The organism is Streptomyces sp. NBC_01314, assembly GCF_041435215.1.
Lineage (GTDB): Bacteria > Actinomycetota > Actinomycetes > Streptomycetales > Streptomycetaceae > Streptomyces.
This window is the reverse complement of sequence record NZ_CP108394.1, coordinates 138,825-155,878: the sequence shown is the minus strand read 5'-3', so window position 1 is coordinate 155,878 and position 17,054 is coordinate 138,825. Positions and strand designations below refer to the sequence as shown.

Here is a 17,054-nt window from a genome sequence, read left to right as displayed (position 1 = left end):
GCTTGCGCCGACAACTCGACCGATGGGCACGCCACGGACACATCCGCAAAACCGGACCCGCCACCTACACCAGCCAAGGCACCCGATAACCCCCCTTGCCACCAGCACGAATCCGTTAGGGCTTGCAGAGCATTAACTCGCAGTCTTGATCTCTAGCGTGGTGATGATGCTTGCCTCGCGTGCCAGGCTGAACAGGTCGTTCAAGGTGGCGAGTTGGCGTTCGGCGGGGTGGAGGTCGTGGCCTGCGGTTGCCAGCAGTTCCCGGATGTCCCTCAGGCGCCGGTTGACTGTCTCGGGCCGGACATTGAACAGGGCGGCGATAGCGATCTGGGGCAGGCCGTGCCGGTAATGGAGGACGGCGGCCAGGAGGCGGTCGGCGAGGGTGAGGATCGGGCGGCGTCCGGTGTTGCCGTCGCCCTTGGCGCGTGGCCGGTGGCCGCATCGTTTGTCCAGGTGCGTCTCGCGCTGAGCCTCGTGGAGGATGGTCAGCGTGGTGATGAGGGTGTCCCACTCCTGCGGCGGCAGCCCGGTCAGTGCCGGGTGGCAGAGCCAGGAGAGGTCGGGGCTCGGCTGGTCGAAGGGGTCCGGGGCGTCATTGACCTGGGTGTATGCCTCGGGGCGGTGAAGTCGGCCCGAAGCGCGGTCTCGTCTTTCGATCGAGCCGTTTCTTCGGGCCGCTTCCCGCACCCGGCGTGCCACTCTCATGGCACCGGGCGCTCCACAAGTCCCGCTTTGCTGTCGATGATCGTCCTCATGCCGTGGTCGGCCAGGGGGAAGGGATGGCCGCACCCCGGTAGCGGTAGCGCGTGGTGCGCACCTTTCCGGGGTCGAACAGCGTCCGTTCCTCTCCAACTGGCCGCCAACCTCCCCCGCAATAGCGGCGGCGGAGGTCCTTCCAGGTGATCCAGCGGTGTTTGCGGCGCAGCCATTTCATGACCTGGCTCCATGTGTACGAGCTCTGAACCGCCCCGGGTTCGGTAGAGATCTCAGATTGTGGTTGTGACCTGGGGTTTTGTGAGTTCCGTGTAGTAGTTGGTCTCGTACTCGACGGGTGGCACGTGGCCTATCTCACCGTGCAGGCGCCGGTGGCAGTACCAGTCGATCCACTCGGCGGTGGCCAACTCGACCTCGGAGAGGGTCTTCCAGGGCCGTTGAGGCTTGATCAACTCGGTTTTGAACAGGCCGATCGTGCTCTCCATCAGGGCGTTGTCGTATGCGTCGCCGACAGAGCCGATCGAGGCGGCGATGCCGGCCGCATCCAGGTGTTCGGCCAGCTTGAAACTGGTGTACTGGCTGCCCGCGTCGCTGTGATGTATCAACTCGCCCCGAACATGGGGGCGTTCATCGCGGTTGCGTTGCCACAGTGCCATCTCCAGAGCGTCCAGGACCAGCTGGGTCTCCTTCGACGTCGCGGCGGACCAGCCGACGATCCGGCGGGAGAAGGTGTCCACGACGAAGGCGACGTAGACGACGCCGGCCCAGGTCGCCACGTGCGTGAAATCCGCGACCCAGCAGCGGTTCGGTGCGGCGGCGACGAAGTCACGGTCCACTCGGTCCGGTGCCCGATCGGCCTGCTGGTCCGGGATCGTGGTGATGACCCTCTTGCCGCGGACGGCGCCGCTGATGCCCATCTCGCGCATCAGCCGTTCGACGGTGCAGCGGGCCACTGCATGTCCCTGCCGGTTCAGCTCCCGCCAGATCTTCCTTGCCCCGTAGACGCGGTAGTTGGTGGTGTGGACCTGGCGGATCAGTTCCCTGAGTTCGGCGTCCCGCACGAAACGGGTGGACGGGACGGCCAGGCGTTTCTTCTGGGCGTAGTAGGTAGAAGGGGTGATCTTGCAGTCGTGCCCGGTGAGGGTTCTGCAGATCGGCTCGACGCCGCCGAAGCGGTCCCGGTGCTCGTCGATGAACGCTACGAGCGTGTGTGTGGCCGGTCGAGCTCGGCCGCGAAGAAACTCGCCGCCGCCTTCAGGATTTCGTTCGCCCGCTTCAGCTCGGCGTTCTCCTTCTTCAACGCTCTGAGCTGGGCAGATTCCTCCGTTGTCGCCCCCGGACGCACCCCCGCATCGATCTCGTGCTGCTTCAGCCAGTTCCGCAGCGTCTCCCGGGAGCCGATGCCGAGCTTGTCCGTGACCGCCTGCAGAGCGGCCGTCTCGTTGGGGTAGTCGTCGCGCACCTCGGCGACCATGCGCACCGCACGGCGGCGGAGCTCAAGCGGGTAACGGGAAGGTCGTGCCATGACTCGATCCTTTCATGAAATCGAGTCTCCATTCGAAACGGGGCGGTTCACTCAGGTATTGGAATGTCGCGCTGGACACGCCGGGTCGGAAGTAGGCGCACCAGCCCGGCAGCATCCGGTTGAGCTGGATGAGCAGGGTGTCGAGCGGCTGGTTCGTGGCCATCTTCCGGCACGCCGTTTTGACCTTGCCCATCACAGCCGCGAGGGCTTTGCGTGAGGAGTAGGTGTAGACGTACTCAGGTTGAACCCGTAGCGTCGCTGTGATGGATCATGGCGGCTTCGTGATCAGTCCGGTGTCGGCGAGGCAGCCGGTGATCGCGTCGGGCCGGTACTGGATCTGCTTGAGTCGACTGCGGACGAGCGCTTCGAGGTCGTCGATACCGGCGAGCAGGAAGTTGACGATGCCTCGTTTGAGCCAGGACCAGATCCACTCGACGGCGTTCAGCTCGGGTGCGTATCTGGGGAGGTGGAACACCCGAAGCCACTTCTGCCGCGCTGCCCACGCGGTGAACTCCGGCGTCTTGTGCGTGGAGACGTTGTCCCACACCAGCACGACGGGGGTGTGCAGTTGATGATGGAGCGCAGTCAGGAAGGCGCGGTACTCGTCCAGGGTGAAGCTCTTGCTCTCGTTCTTGCGGCCGTGCCAGGTGTGTAACCGGTAGGCGAAGCGCGGCCGGTGGCCGCCGGGGCGGTAGCAGGCCGCACCGAGCGCGTTGACCCGCCCGCGCTTGCGTACGTGCACTGTGACCTGCGGGCGAGCCCCGCGCCTGGCCCAGGTCCGGCCTCGCGGCGGGCTCAGCCCCTGCCCCGACTCGTCGGCGAAGCAGATGTAGGCGCCGAGCTCGCCGGCGGTGGTTCCACCTCGGGCCAGGTCTCCTCCCGCCAGCGTGTGATCTCCTCCTCGTCGCGTGCCGCCGAGCGGCGCACCGGGACCTGCCAGGAGTAACCGTGCCGGTCAAGCAGCTTGCTCACCCCGGTCAGGGTGTAGTTGACATGGCAGGTCCGGCCGATCAGGTCGGCGACCCGCGCCAGCGTCCAGCGCTGATCGTCCTCGAAGCCGCACACGCCGGGCCCGGCGTCCAGCAGAGCAGCCACCTTCTCCCACTGCCGCTCGCTCAGCCGCTCCCGCGCCACGGGTCCCGCCGAGTACAGCGCCGCCGCTCCACCCTGCTTCCACGCCGCCCGCCAGCGCTCCACCGAGCGCTTCGTGACCCGCAACTCCCGCGCGATCCGCGCACTCGACTCACCCGCCGCGAACCGCTCGGCGACCTCCAGCCGCAACCGTTCCCGACGGGCCTGTTCCTCGGGCGTGTACCCGCCCGCTGCCGCATACCTCATGATCCAGCAATAGCGCGAGGATCATGAGCCGTCACCACCCAAGACGACGCTGCGAGTTCAGCCTGAGTAGTACCGGCTGGTTCCTCGGGTGGCGCTGGATGTGCCACCCGAGGAAGTCCAGTCCCTCATCGATGTGGGTGATCAGGGTCTTCTCCGGGGACAGGCGCAGGCCCATCGTGGACAAGACCCCTGCGATCTCCTCGCGCAGGGCTTCGGCATCGCCTTCGGTGCCGTGGACCATCAGGCACCAGTCGTCCGCATACCTGGAAATACGGTAGTTGGGAAGACCTTGACGGCGACGCTGTTCCCGCCCCAGCTTGCTGCTTCCGGGTCCTCCCGGTCCCTGGGCTACGTACTCGTCCAGGACGGAGAGGGCCACGTTGCTGAGCAACGGCGACAAGATCGAACCCTGCGGGGTTCCGGCGCTGGTTTCTCGCAGCACGCGATCCTCACCGAGGATGCCCGCCTTGAGGAACGCCTTCACCAGGTCAAGAACGCGGTTGTCCCCGATCCGAAGCCGCACCTGGTCCAGCAGGGGCGGATGCGAAATCTCGTCGAAGCAGACTTTGATGTCACCCTCCACGATCCACTCATACCCGTGGGACGTGAAGTGGCGGACCTCGGCCACCGCGTCGTGAGCCCGGTGGTTCGGACGGAACCCGTAGGAGCACGGGAGGAAATCCGCCTCGAAAATCGGCTCCAGCACCAGCTTCAAGGACGCCTGCACCACCCGGTCGGCGATCGTCGCGATCCCCAGGCGGCGCAGCTTGCCGCCTGTCTTGGGAATCATCCGCTCCCGCACCGGCCGCGGACGGAAACTACGATCCTTGATCGAGCCTCGTAGTGCGTCGAGGAACTCCTCAACACCCGTCCGCTCCGCAATGGACGCCGCTGTGCGGCCGTCCACCCCGGCAGTCTTGGCACCCTTGTTACCCCGCACCCGATCCCACGCGACCAGCAAGAACGCGGGATCGGCACAGAGGTTGAAGAGGTCATCGAACCTGCGATGAGGATCATCACGGGCCCAACGGTGCAGCTTGGCATGGATCTCCAGTACCCGGAGCTCCGCCTCATACGTGGCGTGCTCCAGTGCGTCGGTATTCACCGATGACCTCCCGGTCTTCCAGTTCCTCGACTGCTGACTTGCTGGCCCCCTTCGCCATGTGCGCGCCATTAACACGCTCGGACTACTACGAGGCCTCCGCCACGTCCTGGAGTCGTCAACCGACGACGGGCCTTGCCCTCCGTCTGGCTGGCTGCCAGACGGGAAGGGCGACACCAGGACGCTTCCCACGTTCACCACCAACCGGTCGACGAGCGAGCCGCCCAGCTCTACCCCGACAGCATCGCCACGCCTACGCCGCAGGCTTTCAACGTGGCCTCCCCACCGACACCCTGAAGTCGGCTTCGGAGTCGCCACCCGGAGGTGGCGTGCGCTGCACCCGGCCCGCATCTTCCAGATTGGAGCCGGTGGAACTCTTACGGGGCGTCAGACACTGGTTCCTCTCGTACGGCGTCTCGTCTTGCTTGCCGGACCCGCGTCGTCTGGAAGTACCGGCGCGTCCCGTCGTTGTCAGGGCTGCTCCCACCTCCGCGTACATCTCCACGCATCGGCTGCCCTCAGCTTCACCAGCCTGCTGCGACAGGCCGGCGGTAGGGGTCTTCCACCCCTACCCGGTATCAAGTGGCGCCTCGTGGCGCACCAGGGAGTAGTTCCAGTCGCCGTGGAAGTCGTGGCGGGTCAGGGGCAGGGCTTCCATCTGCCCGTCACCGATGCGGATCCCCGTCTCATAGGCGGTGGTGTCGAGTTCCGCGTGGACTCTCAGGCCGGTGCGGGTGGTGGTCGCGGCGATGGACTGCATGATGACCTCGTGGCTGGTCAGGGGCCTGCCGCGCCAGTTCATGGTGATGTGGGAGAACAGCCGGTGCTCGATTCGGTTCCACTTCGAAGTGCCGGGAGGAAAGTGACAGACGGTGATGTTCAGGCCCGTCTCCAGGGCCAGGGCGGCGAGTTCGGCCTTCCAGGCGCGGGTCCGGTATCCGTTGGAACCTCCCGCATCAGCGGTGATCAGCAGTCGTCCGGCCTGCGGGTAGTCCTCCTTGCCGCGGCCCTTCCACCAGCGGCGGATGGATTCGACGGATGTAGCGGAACTGGCCGTCCCGGTCGGGGTGCTGCCGGCCTTCGATGGTCTTGGCGTTCCCCTGGAGGCTGAAGCCTTCCTCGCGCAGCACGTCGGCGACGGTGTCGGCGGATATCCGGTGACCCTGGCGGGTGAGTTCGGCGGCCAGATGACGGGTGGACTTCGTCGTCCACCGCAACGGCGACATCGGATCACCCCGCACATCCGGCTCGACCAGGGCCAGCAGCGCCGGACGAAGTCCCAGGTCCAGATCGACCGTCCGCTTGCGGCCTCCGCCCACCCGGCGCACCCGCCCCAACGGGGCCTCGCCGGATTCCAGTTCATCCGCACCCAGCGACACCGTGGCCTCCCGCACCCCGGCAGCCCGGGCGACCAGCCTGATCCCGCCATGGCCGATCGACCGGGCTTCCGCTCCTATCAGCAGACGCCGCTGCCGCTCGTCGAGATGCGGAAAGATCGCCTCGAACTTGGCTGCCAGCGCCGCCCGTTGCCCCTCCGATGCGCCCATACCACGCCAACGAGTCGGCCAGCGGGAAGCTACGGGTTAATGCTCTGCAAGCCCTTTAATTATCCGGACTTGGGTCAAGGCCCCCCGACTACGAAGTCGGTGACGCGTGGCCTAAAGTCTCCAGGCGACATGGCTTGTCGTCGGCGTTTCCGCCGGACGGCCCTTGGCGTAGCGTGACCGCGTGTCAGAGCCGCCGCTGTCGCCCGCCGCGCCCCGCATTCCTCCGCAGCCCGCGGATGAATGGGCTGAATCCGTGCGGGAGACGTTGTCCGCCGACATCGGTTCACTAGGCCTCGGAGTGTCTTCGCTCGGTGAGGCACATGTGTTTACGACGCTTGCTCGTCATCCGGAGTTGTTCGCCGCCTGGCTGCCCTTCAGCAGCCAGTTGCTGCTTGCCAGCGAGCTGCCCTTCGCTGAACGCGAGTTGGTCATCCTCCGAGTGGCGCGCAATTGCGAGTCGCCCTACGAGTGGGGCCAGCACGTGAGGATCGCGGCGAAGGCCGGGCTGTCATCGGACGACATGGCGCGGGTCGCTGCGGGTCCCGACGCGCCGGGTTGGACGGAGCGGCAGTCGTTGCTGCTGCGGGCCACGGACGAGTTGCACTCCGGCGCCCGGATCGGCCAGTCGACGTGGGAAGGGCTGGCCCAACACCTGACGGAGCGCCAGTTGATCGAGCTGCCGATGCTGGTGGGCCACTACCATCTGCTGGCCTTCACCCTGAACTCCCTACAGGTGCTGCCGGAACCCGGACTGCCACCCATGAGCTGACGGGATGTATCAGGAAGCAGCCAGGTCCCGCGGCGCCTTACGGGCCCGCGACAGCCGACCCACCACTGCCTGCTCATCTTGTCGGGGTTGGCGAAGGACCGTCCGGCCAGGGCGGTCTTGCGGAAGACGGACCAAGTCGCTCTGGGTTCGCCGCGACTGCCCGCGCTCCCGCTCCGTGCCGTGCCGTCAACGTACGGCTTCCCCGGGGCATCGCCCGCGCGAGCATCGACTTCGCCCTGCAGATCCTCACCGAGGAGCACGAGGACGTTCCTACATGGCGCTGCGAGAGAGCGCACCTCGCGTGGCCGGGGTTGCCTGGGAGGGCTTCGGTCCCCGGCCACGCGAGGTGAGCATCACACGCGGTCGGCCGCGATCAGAACGTACTGGAAGGAGCCATCCTTGTAGGACTCGATGAAGGCTTCCTCGATCCCCGTTACCAGCGAGGACGTGGCCCGCAGTTCCCAGTAGGGCAGAGTCTCCGGGGTGAGATCGACGATGGTCTGCGGCACGAGCCGGTTGTCGGCCATGGCGCGCAGATACTCTCGGCGGGAGTGGATGTTGCACTCGAAGTGGGCGTTGATCTGCGAGACCCACTTCGACGGTTGGCCGTAGCGGGGGTTCCAGCAGCCAGTGATCGTCACGTACCGGCCGCCCACCCTCAGGAAGCGGGAGTGCTCGGCGAACAAGTCGTGGAGGTCGACGTACATGGTCGACTCGTTGTTCCACGAGGCGGCGATGCTGCCCTTGTCGAAGGGCGTGTCGAGCATGTTGCACACGCGGGAGCGGACGTGGTCCTCGATGCGCAGTTCTCGTGCGCGCTTGTTGCCGAAGTCGGCCTGGGTGGCGGACAGGGTGACGCCCTCGACCCGGCAGCCGAAGCGGCGGTGGGCCATGACCATGGACCCACCCCGCCCGCAGCCGGCGTCAACGAGGGTGTCGTCGGGCCCGAGGGGGCCGAGATGGTCCAGGAGGAACTCCGCCTGTGCGGACTCCAGCCGGTGCAGCTCCGCGATGAGCTTCTTCCCGTGCGCGCTGTGTGCCGGGTCGCCGAGCGTGGCGTGGTCCACGGCGCCGATGCCGTAGTGGTGATGGTAGAGCCCGTCCACGTCACCGAGGCGTAGGTTGACCGGCCGTGCCTCGTTGTTCCAGTAACGGGCGATGTCCTCCTGGTACGGCGTCGCCGGGGCCGGGATCTTCGCGGTGGCGGTGGCGGTGGCGGTGGAGGTGGAGGTTGTCTCAGTGGTCACAGAAATTTCCGTTTCCTTACCAGAAGTTGGGCAGGTTGTAGCGGTAGGTGTTGGTGCGGTGCCAGTCGTGGTTGCCGTCGACCCAGGCGGCCACGCCCTTGAGGAAACGCAGCACGGGGGGCAGGGGGCAGGCCTTCGCGAGGTCGGCCGCGGCGGCCTCGAAGGCGTGCTGGAGTTCGTTGTGGACCTCAACGGCCTTCAGATAGGCGTCGCGTTCGGAGAGCTGCTCGCGTTCCGCGATCACCACCGGCAGGTTCAGGTGGCGGCCCGGACTGTCGAGTTCCTTGGTGTACGAGTAGAGGTCGTTGACGATGGTGGTCGCGTTGCCGGCGAGAGCGATCACCCGTTGCATGTCCGGGCGGGCGTGCATGTCCGCGGGCAGCTCGTAACCGCCGACGGTGTCGGTGATCGTGGGGCAGGGCCGGAAGTTGTTGAACTGGCGCATCGCCAGGTACTCCCACACCTCCGGCACGTAACTTGTCTGTGCCCAGGCGGCCTCGGCGAGGTAGCCCATGTGCAGCCGGGCCATGTCGTGCCGGTAGCGATCGGCCTGGGAGGGCGTGGCCACGCTGACGAAGTACTCCATCGCGCTGCGGTACGCCCGGCGCGGTACGTCCGACGTGAGCGACTCCTGCCACGCAGGCGCGTACTCCGCGGTGGTGTGGAAGTGGTCGATCGCGGTGTGCGCCAGGAGGAGGCGCCCGCCGAGACCGACGGGCGACCCGCCGTGGTCCTCGCAGTAGCAGTCGTCCACCGCGTTCTCCGCGACCATCAGCCGTGTGGCGAGCATCAGGTGGTCGATCGTCGGGGCGTCGGGGTGGCAGACGACCATGTAACGGCCGACGGAGAATCCGTCGAACTGCCCCTCCCACTCCTCGGGATAGAGCTGGACCTCGTCCTCGGCCCAGCTCTTGATCCGACTGCTCACCTCCTCGACGCGTACGGGGTCGGGCTCCGGGACGGGGTGGCAGTACAGGCCAGGGACGGCTCGTCCCTCGGCGGGCGGGCCGGGGGTCGGGGGTACTGGCAGCGGGGGTTCGTGCCTGGCGGCCACGAAGATCGAGGATGTTCCCGGTCCGGTCGGTCCACGCAGGATTCGCTGGAGGGCGGAGCCGGCCGGGGTCGCGTCAGGCGTGTCCCGTACCGCGGAGGCGGGCGTCGGTGACGGGTCGGGGATCGTGACCGGCGGATGCAGTGCCGCAAAAAAGTCAGAGACGGTCGGCGTGACCGGAAGATCGGGGGCCCGCGGCGTGGGGGCGTCCGGCACAGCTGTGGGCGGCGTCGGCCGCTGCTCAGGGCGGGATGATCGCAGGGGCCCGGAGTCGGGCATCAACAGCTCCTTGCTGCGGTGGGACGGGCGCTTCGTCGTGCGTGGGGGTGGAAGGGCGTGGACCTGCCGCGATCAGGGCTTCAGCGCGGCCTGGGGGCGATCTGCACGTTCTCCATCACGCCGAGGGCGTCGGGCAGGAGCACCGCGGCCGAGTAGTAGGTGCTGACGAGGTAGGAGATGATCGCCTGTTCGTTGATGCCCATGAACCGCACGGAGAGGCCCGGTTCGTACTCGTCCACAAGCTCGGTCTGCCGCAGGCCGATGACGCCCTGGTTCTCCTCTCCGGTGCGCATCGCGATGATGGAGCTGGTCTGCTCCTTGCTGATCGGGATCTTGTTGCAAGGCAGAATGGGCACCCCGCGCCAGGCGGGAACGGATTGTCCGCCGAGGTCGACATGGTCTGGGTAGAGGCCGCAGGCGTTGAAGCCGCGCCCGATGGCGGCGATGGTCCTGGGGTGGGCGAGGAACAGCTTGGTGCCGCGCCGGCGGCAGAGCAGGTCGTCCATGTCGTCCGGGGTCGGGGGGCCGGAGCGGGGCTGGATGCGCTGCTTGAAGTCGGCGTTGTGCAGCAGCCCGAACTCGCGATTGTTGATCAGCTCGTGTTCCTGACGCTCGCGCAACGCCTCGATGGTGAGCCTGAGTTGCTCCTCCGTCTGGTTCATCGGACCGTTGTAGAGGTCGGCGACCCGGGTGTGGATCCGCAGAACCGTCTGTGCGACGGAGAGTTCGTACTCGCGCGGCTGCAGTTCATAGTCGACGAAAGTGCCCGGCAGGTCGGCCTCGCCGACATGGCCGGCCGACAGGGCGATCTCGGCCTCGCCGTGCTTGTTCTGCCGCTGCTGTGTGCGGGAGCTGAACTCGTCGACGTGGGCCTGAAGGTGGGGCGCGGAGGCCTGGACTGCGGCGAAGTCGGCACGGGAGAGGGTGAGGAGGGTACCGGAGGTCTCGGCGGTGACCTTGCAGTCGTGGCGGGCGCCGGAGTCCAGCAAGGCATTCTCACCGAAGTGGCCGCCGTCCGCGAGCACCGCGATGGCAAGCTCTCCGCCGTACTTGCCCTGGGTAGTCTGACCGACTCGACCATGGGCGATCAGGTAGATCCGGTCTGCGGGGCTGCCACGCTCGACGAGAACTTCACCCGCCGCGAAGTCGCGCTGCGTGCAGCGATCGGCGAGGGCCGTGAGGACGTCCGTGTCCTGGAATCCACGCAGTAGGGCCAGCTCACCGAGCTCTCGGGGAATCACCCGGACCGTGGCGCCCTCCTGGACGACCTCGATGCGGCCATCACCGACGGTGTGACGCAGTCGCCGGTTGACCCGGTAGGTGCCGCCCTCGGCCTCGACCCAGGGCAGCATCCGCAACAGCCAGCGGGAGGTGATCTCCTGCATCTGCGGGGCGGACTTGGTGGTGGTGGCGAGGTTGCGGGCGGCGGCGGTACTCAGGGACTGCGGCGGGGCGTCAGGCGTGGTCTGAGCATCCGGGATGCTGTCGACGGTCATCGGGAGGAGTTTCTCCTTGCACGACGGGAGATCCGGCACACGGGTGCGCCCACCGGGAGACAGGCAGGAGTGGGCAACGAGCGGAAAGGATCAAGGAGATCCCCCACTTGCAGAAAGCTAGCCGCTGGGCATGCCGCATCCACCGGGGAGACGAGATGCTTACCTCGAAGCAGTGACAATCAGCTGAACATGGTTTATCGCTGGAGCCGGCCTGCGCCGCCGGAGTGGACCGTCGAGCTCACGTTCTCGACCGCCACCACGCCGACGCTGCACCAGCCTGCAGGTCAACATTCACCTGGTGCCCATCCCATAGAGGGTTTCTTCCAGCCTCTCGGCATGACGGCCGGGTGGGTTAGGAAGATCTGCTGCCGGGGCCGCCGGCCCACCTCAAGGGGGTTGTTCGTGGTCGTTGCACTGCGAGGCGGCGAGCTTCTGCCATGACCTCTGCACCGACCTGTGCCGCTGTCCTGTCGCCGTATTCGAGGGTGTCGTACTCGTCGTCGAGTTCGGCGAGCCGTTCGGTCAGGGCCAGCTCGTGTCCGTGACGCTGGTGGATCCGGAAGGTGAACTCCCGAGGTGTCAACGCGCCGGCGAGCACGCGACGTGCCAGGGCTCGCGCGGCGGCTTCCTGGCCGGCTTCGCTGGCAACTGGATAGAAAGGTGAGGCTTAGCTCTTCGAGTGCGTCGGGGAGCAACGCGTGCACGTCGTAGTACGCCTCAGCACATGTGCAGGCTGCCAGGATGCGAAGCCCGGGCTGTCGAGCCCTGCGACGAGCGCGTCACAGGCGGCATTGACGACGTCGCTCGCCCCTGCGTCTCCCATGCTCCAGAAGGCGGCATGATCCTGGAGGACACTTGCTGCTGCTTCAGTCGGCGTCACCCACCCATGATTCCCTTCACGGGATGTCCCGGTCGAGCTGATTTCGTCGAAGTTGCTGTTCAGCGGCCTGTTCCAATAAAGATCGTGCGGAGTCCGCGTAGCGCATCGCGGTCTTCTCATCGAACCCGAACATTTCGGCGAGGTAGAGCGGATCGGGCCCGTGGGTCAAGGCTCTTCGAGTTGGCGGTCGACGCGGAGCCGTTCCAGCGTCGGGTCCTGCCCGCGCATCGCGGCGCTGATCCAATGGTTACTGGCGCGGCTGGTCTTGGTGGCAGTCTGGTTGTTGATCAGCAGGTGGAGGTTCGCGGTGTTCGGCCACCGGCTCCGCCGGTGCTCCAGCCAGTCCAGCAGCAGTTTCATGGTGAGGTCGTCGAGCGGGCGGACGCGGCCGGCGAATGGTCAGCCGGCGGTAGCCGATGTCGAGGCCGTCGAGCATGAGAGTGCCGATCTGGGCGACTCGGGCGGCGTGCACTGCGGCGAAGGCGAGGATGAGTCGTGTCGCTGGAGTGGTGGCTGCCGCGACGGAGCGGTCGACCTGGGCGGGGACGAGCGGTTGCAGCACACCGTACTGGTACTGCCCGACCTTGATCCGGCTGGTCGGGTTGCGGAAGACGAGGCCTGCCCGCTTGGCCCAGGTGAGCAGCGAGCGCAGGGCGATGAGTTGATCTCGGCGATGGTGGCCTTGCAGCATCTTGAGATGGGCGAGGACGTCCTCGTGAGCCACCTCCCGCGCTGTCAGTGACGGAAACATTGCCGCGCCCCAGCGGCTGGCTCAGGAACAGGCAGTGCGCGCCGCGACCAGCTGCACCAGCGCGACTTTACCTATCCTTTTACCATGGCGTGAGAGAGACTTCCTCTCCCGAAGCATCCCGGTCAGGTAGTCGCGAAGGCCATGTCGCCGTGTCAGGCTCCAGAAGAGCTGTCGAACCGGGCTGCGTATTTGCCTCCAGCAGTCGCTGCGTGGGCGGACACGGACGGCGAGCGGTCATTCTCCGACCGTCGAGAGGGAAGGAGCGGGCGCAGCGGGCAACCCCTGTCGAATCAGTAAACTGCTCCGGAGATGAAGTCCACGGTGACCTCCACCGGCTGGCCAGCTTTGACCGCAGCGGCCAACGGCGGCTGATCGTCTCAGTGGGCGCAACCAATTTTGTCACACGAATTCGCCCGTACGAGTTTTCCGTTCCGTGGGTTCACCAGCATTTGCATGTCGAAGTCAGATACGGAGCAGCATCCGTGCATGGAGAGTTCTGGATACGACGGAACACCGTCGGCAGAGACGATTTTGTCTGGCACTGAGGTCGTCTTCACGGCGGACTTCGCATCTACCCGTCAATGGGTGGCAGGGCGTTCGTGGGCATATCCGAACGGCGGACCGGTCAACCCCGGTGACAACAAGCTGGATCACCTGACGGCGGACCCCGCCTACAGCCGTTCGGGCACCTTCCGTGCCACACGCCGCAAGGACGGCCGGTGGGACTCGGGCCTGCTTACCACGGAGGGAAGCGAGGAGGACTTCACCGTCCGCGCGGGGGATGTGCTAGAGGCACGGGTCAGGTTGCCGTACGAGGTCGGGGCATGGCCGGCCATCTGGACCTGGCGGGACGGCGACCAGGAGATCGATGTCTTCGAGTACCACCCCGACAACGCCGACCTCCTAGAGCTGACCAACCACGTTCGCGGCGGCAACCTCTACTACCGCGACCCCGCCATCGGCCCGGGCACGTGGGTCGATCTTCGCGTCGAGTTCGGTCCGAGGTCCGTGATCTGGTGGGTGAACGGCAGTCGGGTGTTCGCCGACCGCCGAGGTGTGGGACGTTCCTGGCACGCCTACCTCATCGTCAATCTGTCGGTGTGCGCAGGCCGGTACCACCCCCCACCGGCTCCCCACATCAAGGAGATGTCGTACAAGGTCGAGCACCTCGTGGTGCGGCGGCCAGTCGCACTCTTGGAGGCACTGTCCGACGAGCCCGAGGAGGTGTCCGACAACGACGGACCGTGAGCCTGCGGGGCGACGGAGATGTTCCGCCGACGAACTGCCCGGCCAGTACGTCCCCAGCGAGGCGGGCCCCTCGCCGAACAACAACTCCGGCTTCGGCCTCGTCAACCTCCAGCGTGCCGTCGTCCTGCCGACCGACGACGGCCGGGCGGGCTTCACCGACGCCGAGGAACTGGACCAGGGGGAGGAGCTCGCCTTCCTCATCACTGTTCCGAGGGAGCGGCCCGCACTCTGAAGGTGACTCTCGTCTGGACGGACCCCGCCGGGGCAGCCCTGCAGAACGACCTTGACCTGGTCGTCCGCGCGGGCGGTCAGGAACGCCACGGCAACATGGGCGCGGGGCCCGGTTTCGACCGCGTCAACAACGTCGAGCAGGTCCACTGGCGAGACATGCCCGCAGGGGAGGCCGAGGTCGTCGTCAGCGCTCACCGGATCACCCGGTTCGCTCAGCCTTACGCCGTCGCCTGGCGCGTTCTCTGATGCATATACGGGCAATGTTGCGTGCGCCGCGCGCCCACTTCCCGGCCCGTCCGGTCGGGGCGGGACGGCGGTCACGGGTTGGGCGGTATCCGGCCTCCGGGACGAGGCGTCGGCTCCCGACGCGCACGGCGAGGGTGATCGCCTGCCGGACGTCCTCCGTGAACCGTTCCGCGCCCGCCTCCGCTGCGAGGACGGAGACGGCTCGCGGTGGAGTGCGGTGGCGAGGAAAGGTGGGCGGTCCGAGCCCGCCATAAGCAGGCTGGTGCCGCTCGACATCCTCCGGGTGGGCGACTTCCTTCCCGTTCAGGGCCAGGACATAGGACAGCCCTCGCTCCTCGAGACCGAGCCGGAAGGGGGTGCTGACGCCGTAGCCGGTGTCGGCGACCACGACCGGCGCCTTCAACCGCCACTCGGCGAGTGTGTCCAGGAGGCCGAGGGCGAGACGCCACTTCTCCCGGTGCACCACGTCGTCGGGGACTCCTGCCCTGTGGCATCGGTCCGGCTCGTCCGTCCACTCACGCGGCAGATACGACTGCCACTCCAACGGGCACGAGGCGGTGTCGGTGGCGGCATGGACGCTGACCGTGACCTGGCAGTTCGCCCGTTTGTCGACCGCTCCGCAGTACTGGCGGGCCCACCCCGACCGACGCCTTGCTGCACTTGGGGAACGACACGTCGTCGATCACCCACACCTCGGGCCTGAACTACGGCAACGTCGTCCCCGCCTCCCGAGCCGACCGCACAGCGACATGAGGCACGGCTCCACGTCGGTCGTGGTGACGGCTGGTCACAGTCGGGCCGCTATACGATCCCGCCCGGTGCCGAACACGATATTCCGTGGTGCAGTCTGGTCATGGCCTCACCGCCCGAGGACGACCAGGACACCCCGGCGCCTTCCCAGACCCGCGGACGCCCCTCCCGGCTCATCGACATCGCGGTCGCTCTGCTGTTCCTGGTCGCGGACGCGGTCATTGTCGTAGTCGCCGTGATGCTGTTGGTCATGGTCGGTATGGGCAGTGCGCAGTCGCCGCACTCTTCCGCAACCGCGCACTCCCGCGACGTCCCCGTCCTGACATGGCTCGCCGTCTGGGGCGTTCCGGCCGTGGCGGCGACCGGTGCCGTTGTGCACGCCCGCCTGAGGATGCCGATCAGCGCCGTCGTTCAGAGCCTGTTCGCGCTCGCCTGCGCGTTCCTGGCCGTGATTTGGACGCGAATGCTGCTGTCGTGACGCTGGTCGTTCCGGTGCCGGGGGCTCCCCGTCTGCACGTGGCAAAAGCTCGGCTCCAGGCGCGCCCCGGGTAATCCGCTGGTAGCCCCCAGACCGCTTCCGTTCGTGGTCCCACTGGCGTTGCGGACTCTGACCCGCACCCGAGAACGCGGCCACGTACGCAATTACTGGGTCGGAGCGCATGATCAGACGAAGGCCGGCCCCACGTCCGGCAAACGCCCGGGTGAGCAGGCTAGTTCGACGGACGATTCGAGCGAACATGCAGTGGCCCAGGTGTACGCGGTGTTCCCCCTACGCTTCGGGAACCGGCTCGGGCCTCAGGTACCGACCCCAAATCTGGGCCTTGCGATAGGGGCCGTCCCCACCGCTGTCGTACTGCGGCGTGTCAAAAGTGACCCAGTACAGCAACTCACCGCTCAGCGCGTGGGCATGTCGGTTGGGTTCGGGGGCACCGATCACATCGATCGTTCCGGGGAACTCGAACTGCCACGGCCCGTCCCACTCCGGGTCACGAATGACCGTGACCCGGCTGCCCGGTGGCAAAGCATCCGTCGGCCACGTCCGATCCAAAGGACGACCGAGGGCGTGTTCTATCGCCTGGCGGTCACGTCCGTCCGCAGCAACAGGGCCAGAGCTGTCTGTCATGCCGTCCACCCTGCCCGCGCCACTTCAGAAGCGCCAGAAGTCAAAGAACAAGCTGAGCTTGTCATTTATCCAGTTCGACGCGGTTTCGTGCCGGCCTTGTGGTGGGCGGGACGGCTGAACGCCTCGCCCGTGGGCAAGGACTCTGCCCATGGTGGGGAGCCGGGTGACGGTTCTTCGAACCCGGCGGCCGGCCTGGTTCAGGGCGGGTGAGTTTCGGTGCGCCGACTGGTGACCCGGGAGGCTGTCGCATAACTGTTGTCCGGCAGTGGTCAAGAGATTGTCCTGGCCTTGCGGATCTCGCAGCGCACAGTCGAGCGGTATGTGAAGGACCCGATCAAGAAGCCTCGCGCCGACCTCGCCGCGCGCCTGGAGCGCGAGGTGACGACGCGCGGGCAGCCGCAGATCCGGGCCAGGGCACGGGAGAAGGCGGCGCCGACTGGCGGCATCGTCATCGATGCCCGCGCCCGCTTGGGCTACACGGCGCCGATCGGGTCGACGGCCCAGGACCGCGGCACCTGGCGATCGCCCTGCCGCCACGCTACGCCGCGCGCCTCTTCGAGGCCCAGGAGGCCGGCGCCACCGACCAGCAGCTCCAGGAGATCGCTGCCAAAGCGCTCAAGGAGGTGTACTTCCAGGACGGCGGCCGCCGCGCGGGCGGCATGGAGGAGGTCCGGTTCACGGACATCGAGCACCTGGAGTTTGATCTGTAGTAGCCGCGCCCCGAACAGCCCGTGAGCCCCGGACCTGAGCCGAAGCA

General features: G+C 67.0%; 17 protein-coding genes and 3 pseudogenes. 6 read left to right on the top strand and 14 right to left on the bottom strand.

Going from position 1 to position 17,054, the window contains the following annotated elements; translation table 11 throughout:
• Window positions 1-132: 132 nt before the first annotated feature.
• The 8 genes and pseudogenes from OG622_RS00645 to OG622_RS00610 form a co-directional block, all read right to left on the bottom strand.
• Window positions 133-705, bottom strand: coding sequence for a transposase family protein (locus OG622_RS00645; protein WP_371572298.1), 573 nt, complete (start codon window positions 703-705; stop codon window positions 133-135).
• Between the two features lie 46 nt (window positions 706-751).
• Window positions 752-934 (bottom strand): hypothetical protein, encoded by a 183-nt coding sequence (locus OG622_RS00640; protein WP_371572296.1) that lies wholly within the window; start codon window positions 932-934, stop codon window positions 752-754.
• Between the two features lie 52 nt (window positions 935-986).
• Window positions 987-2,239 (bottom strand): IS3 family transposase gene (locus tag OG622_RS00635; RefSeq protein WP_371572294.1). Its coding sequence is split into 2 segments (ribosomal slippage): window positions 987-1,957 and window positions 1,957-2,239, totalling 1,254 coding nucleotides; the frame shifts between segments, so codons are not numbered across the junction.
• Entirely contained in the window at window positions 2,211-2,432 is a 222-nt protein-coding gene (locus tag OG622_RS00630; RefSeq protein WP_371583968.1) for a group II intron maturase-specific domain-containing protein, read from the bottom strand. The genes OG622_RS00635 and OG622_RS00630 overlap by 29 nt, the downstream gene beginning before the upstream one ends.
• A 75-nt stretch (window positions 2,433-2,507) precedes the next feature.
• On the bottom strand, window positions 2,508-3,038 hold the full coding sequence (locus OG622_RS00625; RefSeq protein WP_371583967.1) for a transposase: 531 nt from the start codon (window positions 3,036-3,038) through the stop codon (window positions 2,508-2,510).
• Window positions 3,035-3,577, bottom strand: coding sequence for a winged helix-turn-helix domain-containing protein (locus OG622_RS00620; RefSeq protein ID WP_371572293.1), 543 nt, complete (start codon window positions 3,575-3,577; stop codon window positions 3,035-3,037). Before OG622_RS00620 ends, OG622_RS00625 begins: the two co-directional genes overlap by 4 nt.
• Before the next feature lie 31 nt (window positions 3,578-3,608).
• Entirely contained in the window at window positions 3,609-4,682 is a 1,074-nt protein-coding gene (locus OG622_RS00615) for a reverse transcriptase domain-containing protein (protein WP_371572292.1), read from the bottom strand.
• 598 nt (window positions 4,683-5,280) lie between these two features.
• A pseudogene (locus OG622_RS00610) lies at window positions 5,281-6,226 on the bottom strand (ISAzo13 family transposase); the annotation flags it as partial.
• 181 nt (window positions 6,227-6,407) lie between these two features.
• Between OG622_RS00610 and OG622_RS00605 the strand changes: the two are divergent.
• Window positions 6,408-6,995, top strand: a complete 588-nt coding sequence (locus OG622_RS00605) for a carboxymuconolactone decarboxylase family protein (protein ID WP_371572290.1) — start codon at window positions 6,408-6,410, stop codon at window positions 6,993-6,995.
• Between the two features lie 353 nt (window positions 6,996-7,348).
• Here OG622_RS00605 and OG622_RS00600 read toward each other — a convergent pair whose 3' ends face one another.
• The 4 genes from OG622_RS00600 to OG622_RS00585 all read right to left on the bottom strand — a co-directional run bounded on the left by OG622_RS00600 (window position 7,349) and on the right by OG622_RS00585 (window position 12,308).
• Window positions 7,349-8,242 (bottom strand): geranyl diphosphate 2-C-methyltransferase, encoded by an 894-nt coding sequence (locus tag OG622_RS00600; RefSeq protein WP_371572288.1) that lies wholly within the window; start codon window positions 8,240-8,242, stop codon window positions 7,349-7,351.
• Window positions 8,243-8,258: 16 nt separating this feature from the next.
• Window positions 8,259-9,572, bottom strand: coding sequence for a family 2 encapsulin nanocompartment cargo protein terpene cyclase (locus tag OG622_RS00595; RefSeq protein WP_371572286.1), 1,314 nt, complete (start codon window positions 9,570-9,572; stop codon window positions 8,259-8,261).
• Window positions 9,573-9,652: 80 nt separating this feature from the next.
• The gene (locus OG622_RS00590; protein WP_371572285.1) at window positions 9,653-11,068 is read right to left on the bottom strand and encodes a family 2B encapsulin nanocompartment shell protein; all 1,416 of its coding nucleotides are present in this window, start codon (window positions 11,066-11,068) and stop codon (window positions 9,653-9,655) included.
• A gap of 1,045 nt (window positions 11,069-12,113) precedes the next feature.
• Entirely contained in the window at window positions 12,114-12,308 is a 195-nt protein-coding gene (locus tag OG622_RS00585) for a hypothetical protein (protein WP_371572284.1), read from the bottom strand.
• Between OG622_RS00585 and OG622_RS00580 the strand changes: the two genes are divergently transcribed.
• From OG622_RS00580 to OG622_RS00570, 3 genes are all read left to right on the top strand, one after another.
• Window positions 12,307-12,690 (top strand): hypothetical protein, encoded by a 384-nt coding sequence (locus tag OG622_RS00580; protein WP_371572282.1) that lies wholly within the window; start codon window positions 12,307-12,309, stop codon window positions 12,688-12,690. The two genes, OG622_RS00585 and OG622_RS00580, sit on opposite strands and share 2 nt — an antisense overlap.
• Before the next feature lie 495 nt (window positions 12,691-13,185).
• Entirely contained in the window at window positions 13,186-13,947 is a 762-nt protein-coding gene (locus OG622_RS00575) for a beta-glucanase (protein ID WP_371572281.1), read from the top strand.
• Window positions 13,948-14,181: 234 nt separating this feature from the next.
• Complete coding sequence (locus OG622_RS00570; RefSeq protein ID WP_371572279.1) at window positions 14,182-14,424, top strand: hypothetical protein; 243 nt, start codon at window positions 14,182-14,184, stop codon at window positions 14,422-14,424.
• Here the strand turns inward: OG622_RS00570 and OG622_RS00565 are convergent.
• Window positions 14,378-15,004 (bottom strand): annotated as a pseudogene (locus OG622_RS00565) (transposase); the annotation flags it as partial. The gene OG622_RS00570 and the pseudogene OG622_RS00565 overlap by 47 nt on opposite strands.
• Window positions 15,005-15,277: 273 nt before the next feature.
• Here OG622_RS00565 and OG622_RS00560 point away from each other — a divergent pair.
• Window positions 15,278-15,652, top strand: a complete 375-nt coding sequence (locus OG622_RS00560; protein WP_371572277.1) for a hypothetical protein — start codon at window positions 15,278-15,280, stop codon at window positions 15,650-15,652.
• 291 nt (window positions 15,653-15,943) lie between these two features.
• Here OG622_RS00560 and OG622_RS00555 read toward each other — a convergent pair whose 3' ends face one another.
• Complete coding sequence (locus OG622_RS00555; protein ID WP_371572275.1) at window positions 15,944-16,297, bottom strand: ferrous iron transport protein A; 354 nt, start codon at window positions 16,295-16,297, stop codon at window positions 15,944-15,946.
• Window positions 16,298-16,549: 252 nt separating this feature from the next.
• Between OG622_RS00555 and OG622_RS00550 the strand changes: the two are divergent.
• Window positions 16,550-17,007, top strand: a pseudogene (locus OG622_RS00550) (XRE family transcriptional regulator).
• The last annotated feature ends 47 nt before the right edge of the window (window positions 17,008-17,054 follow it).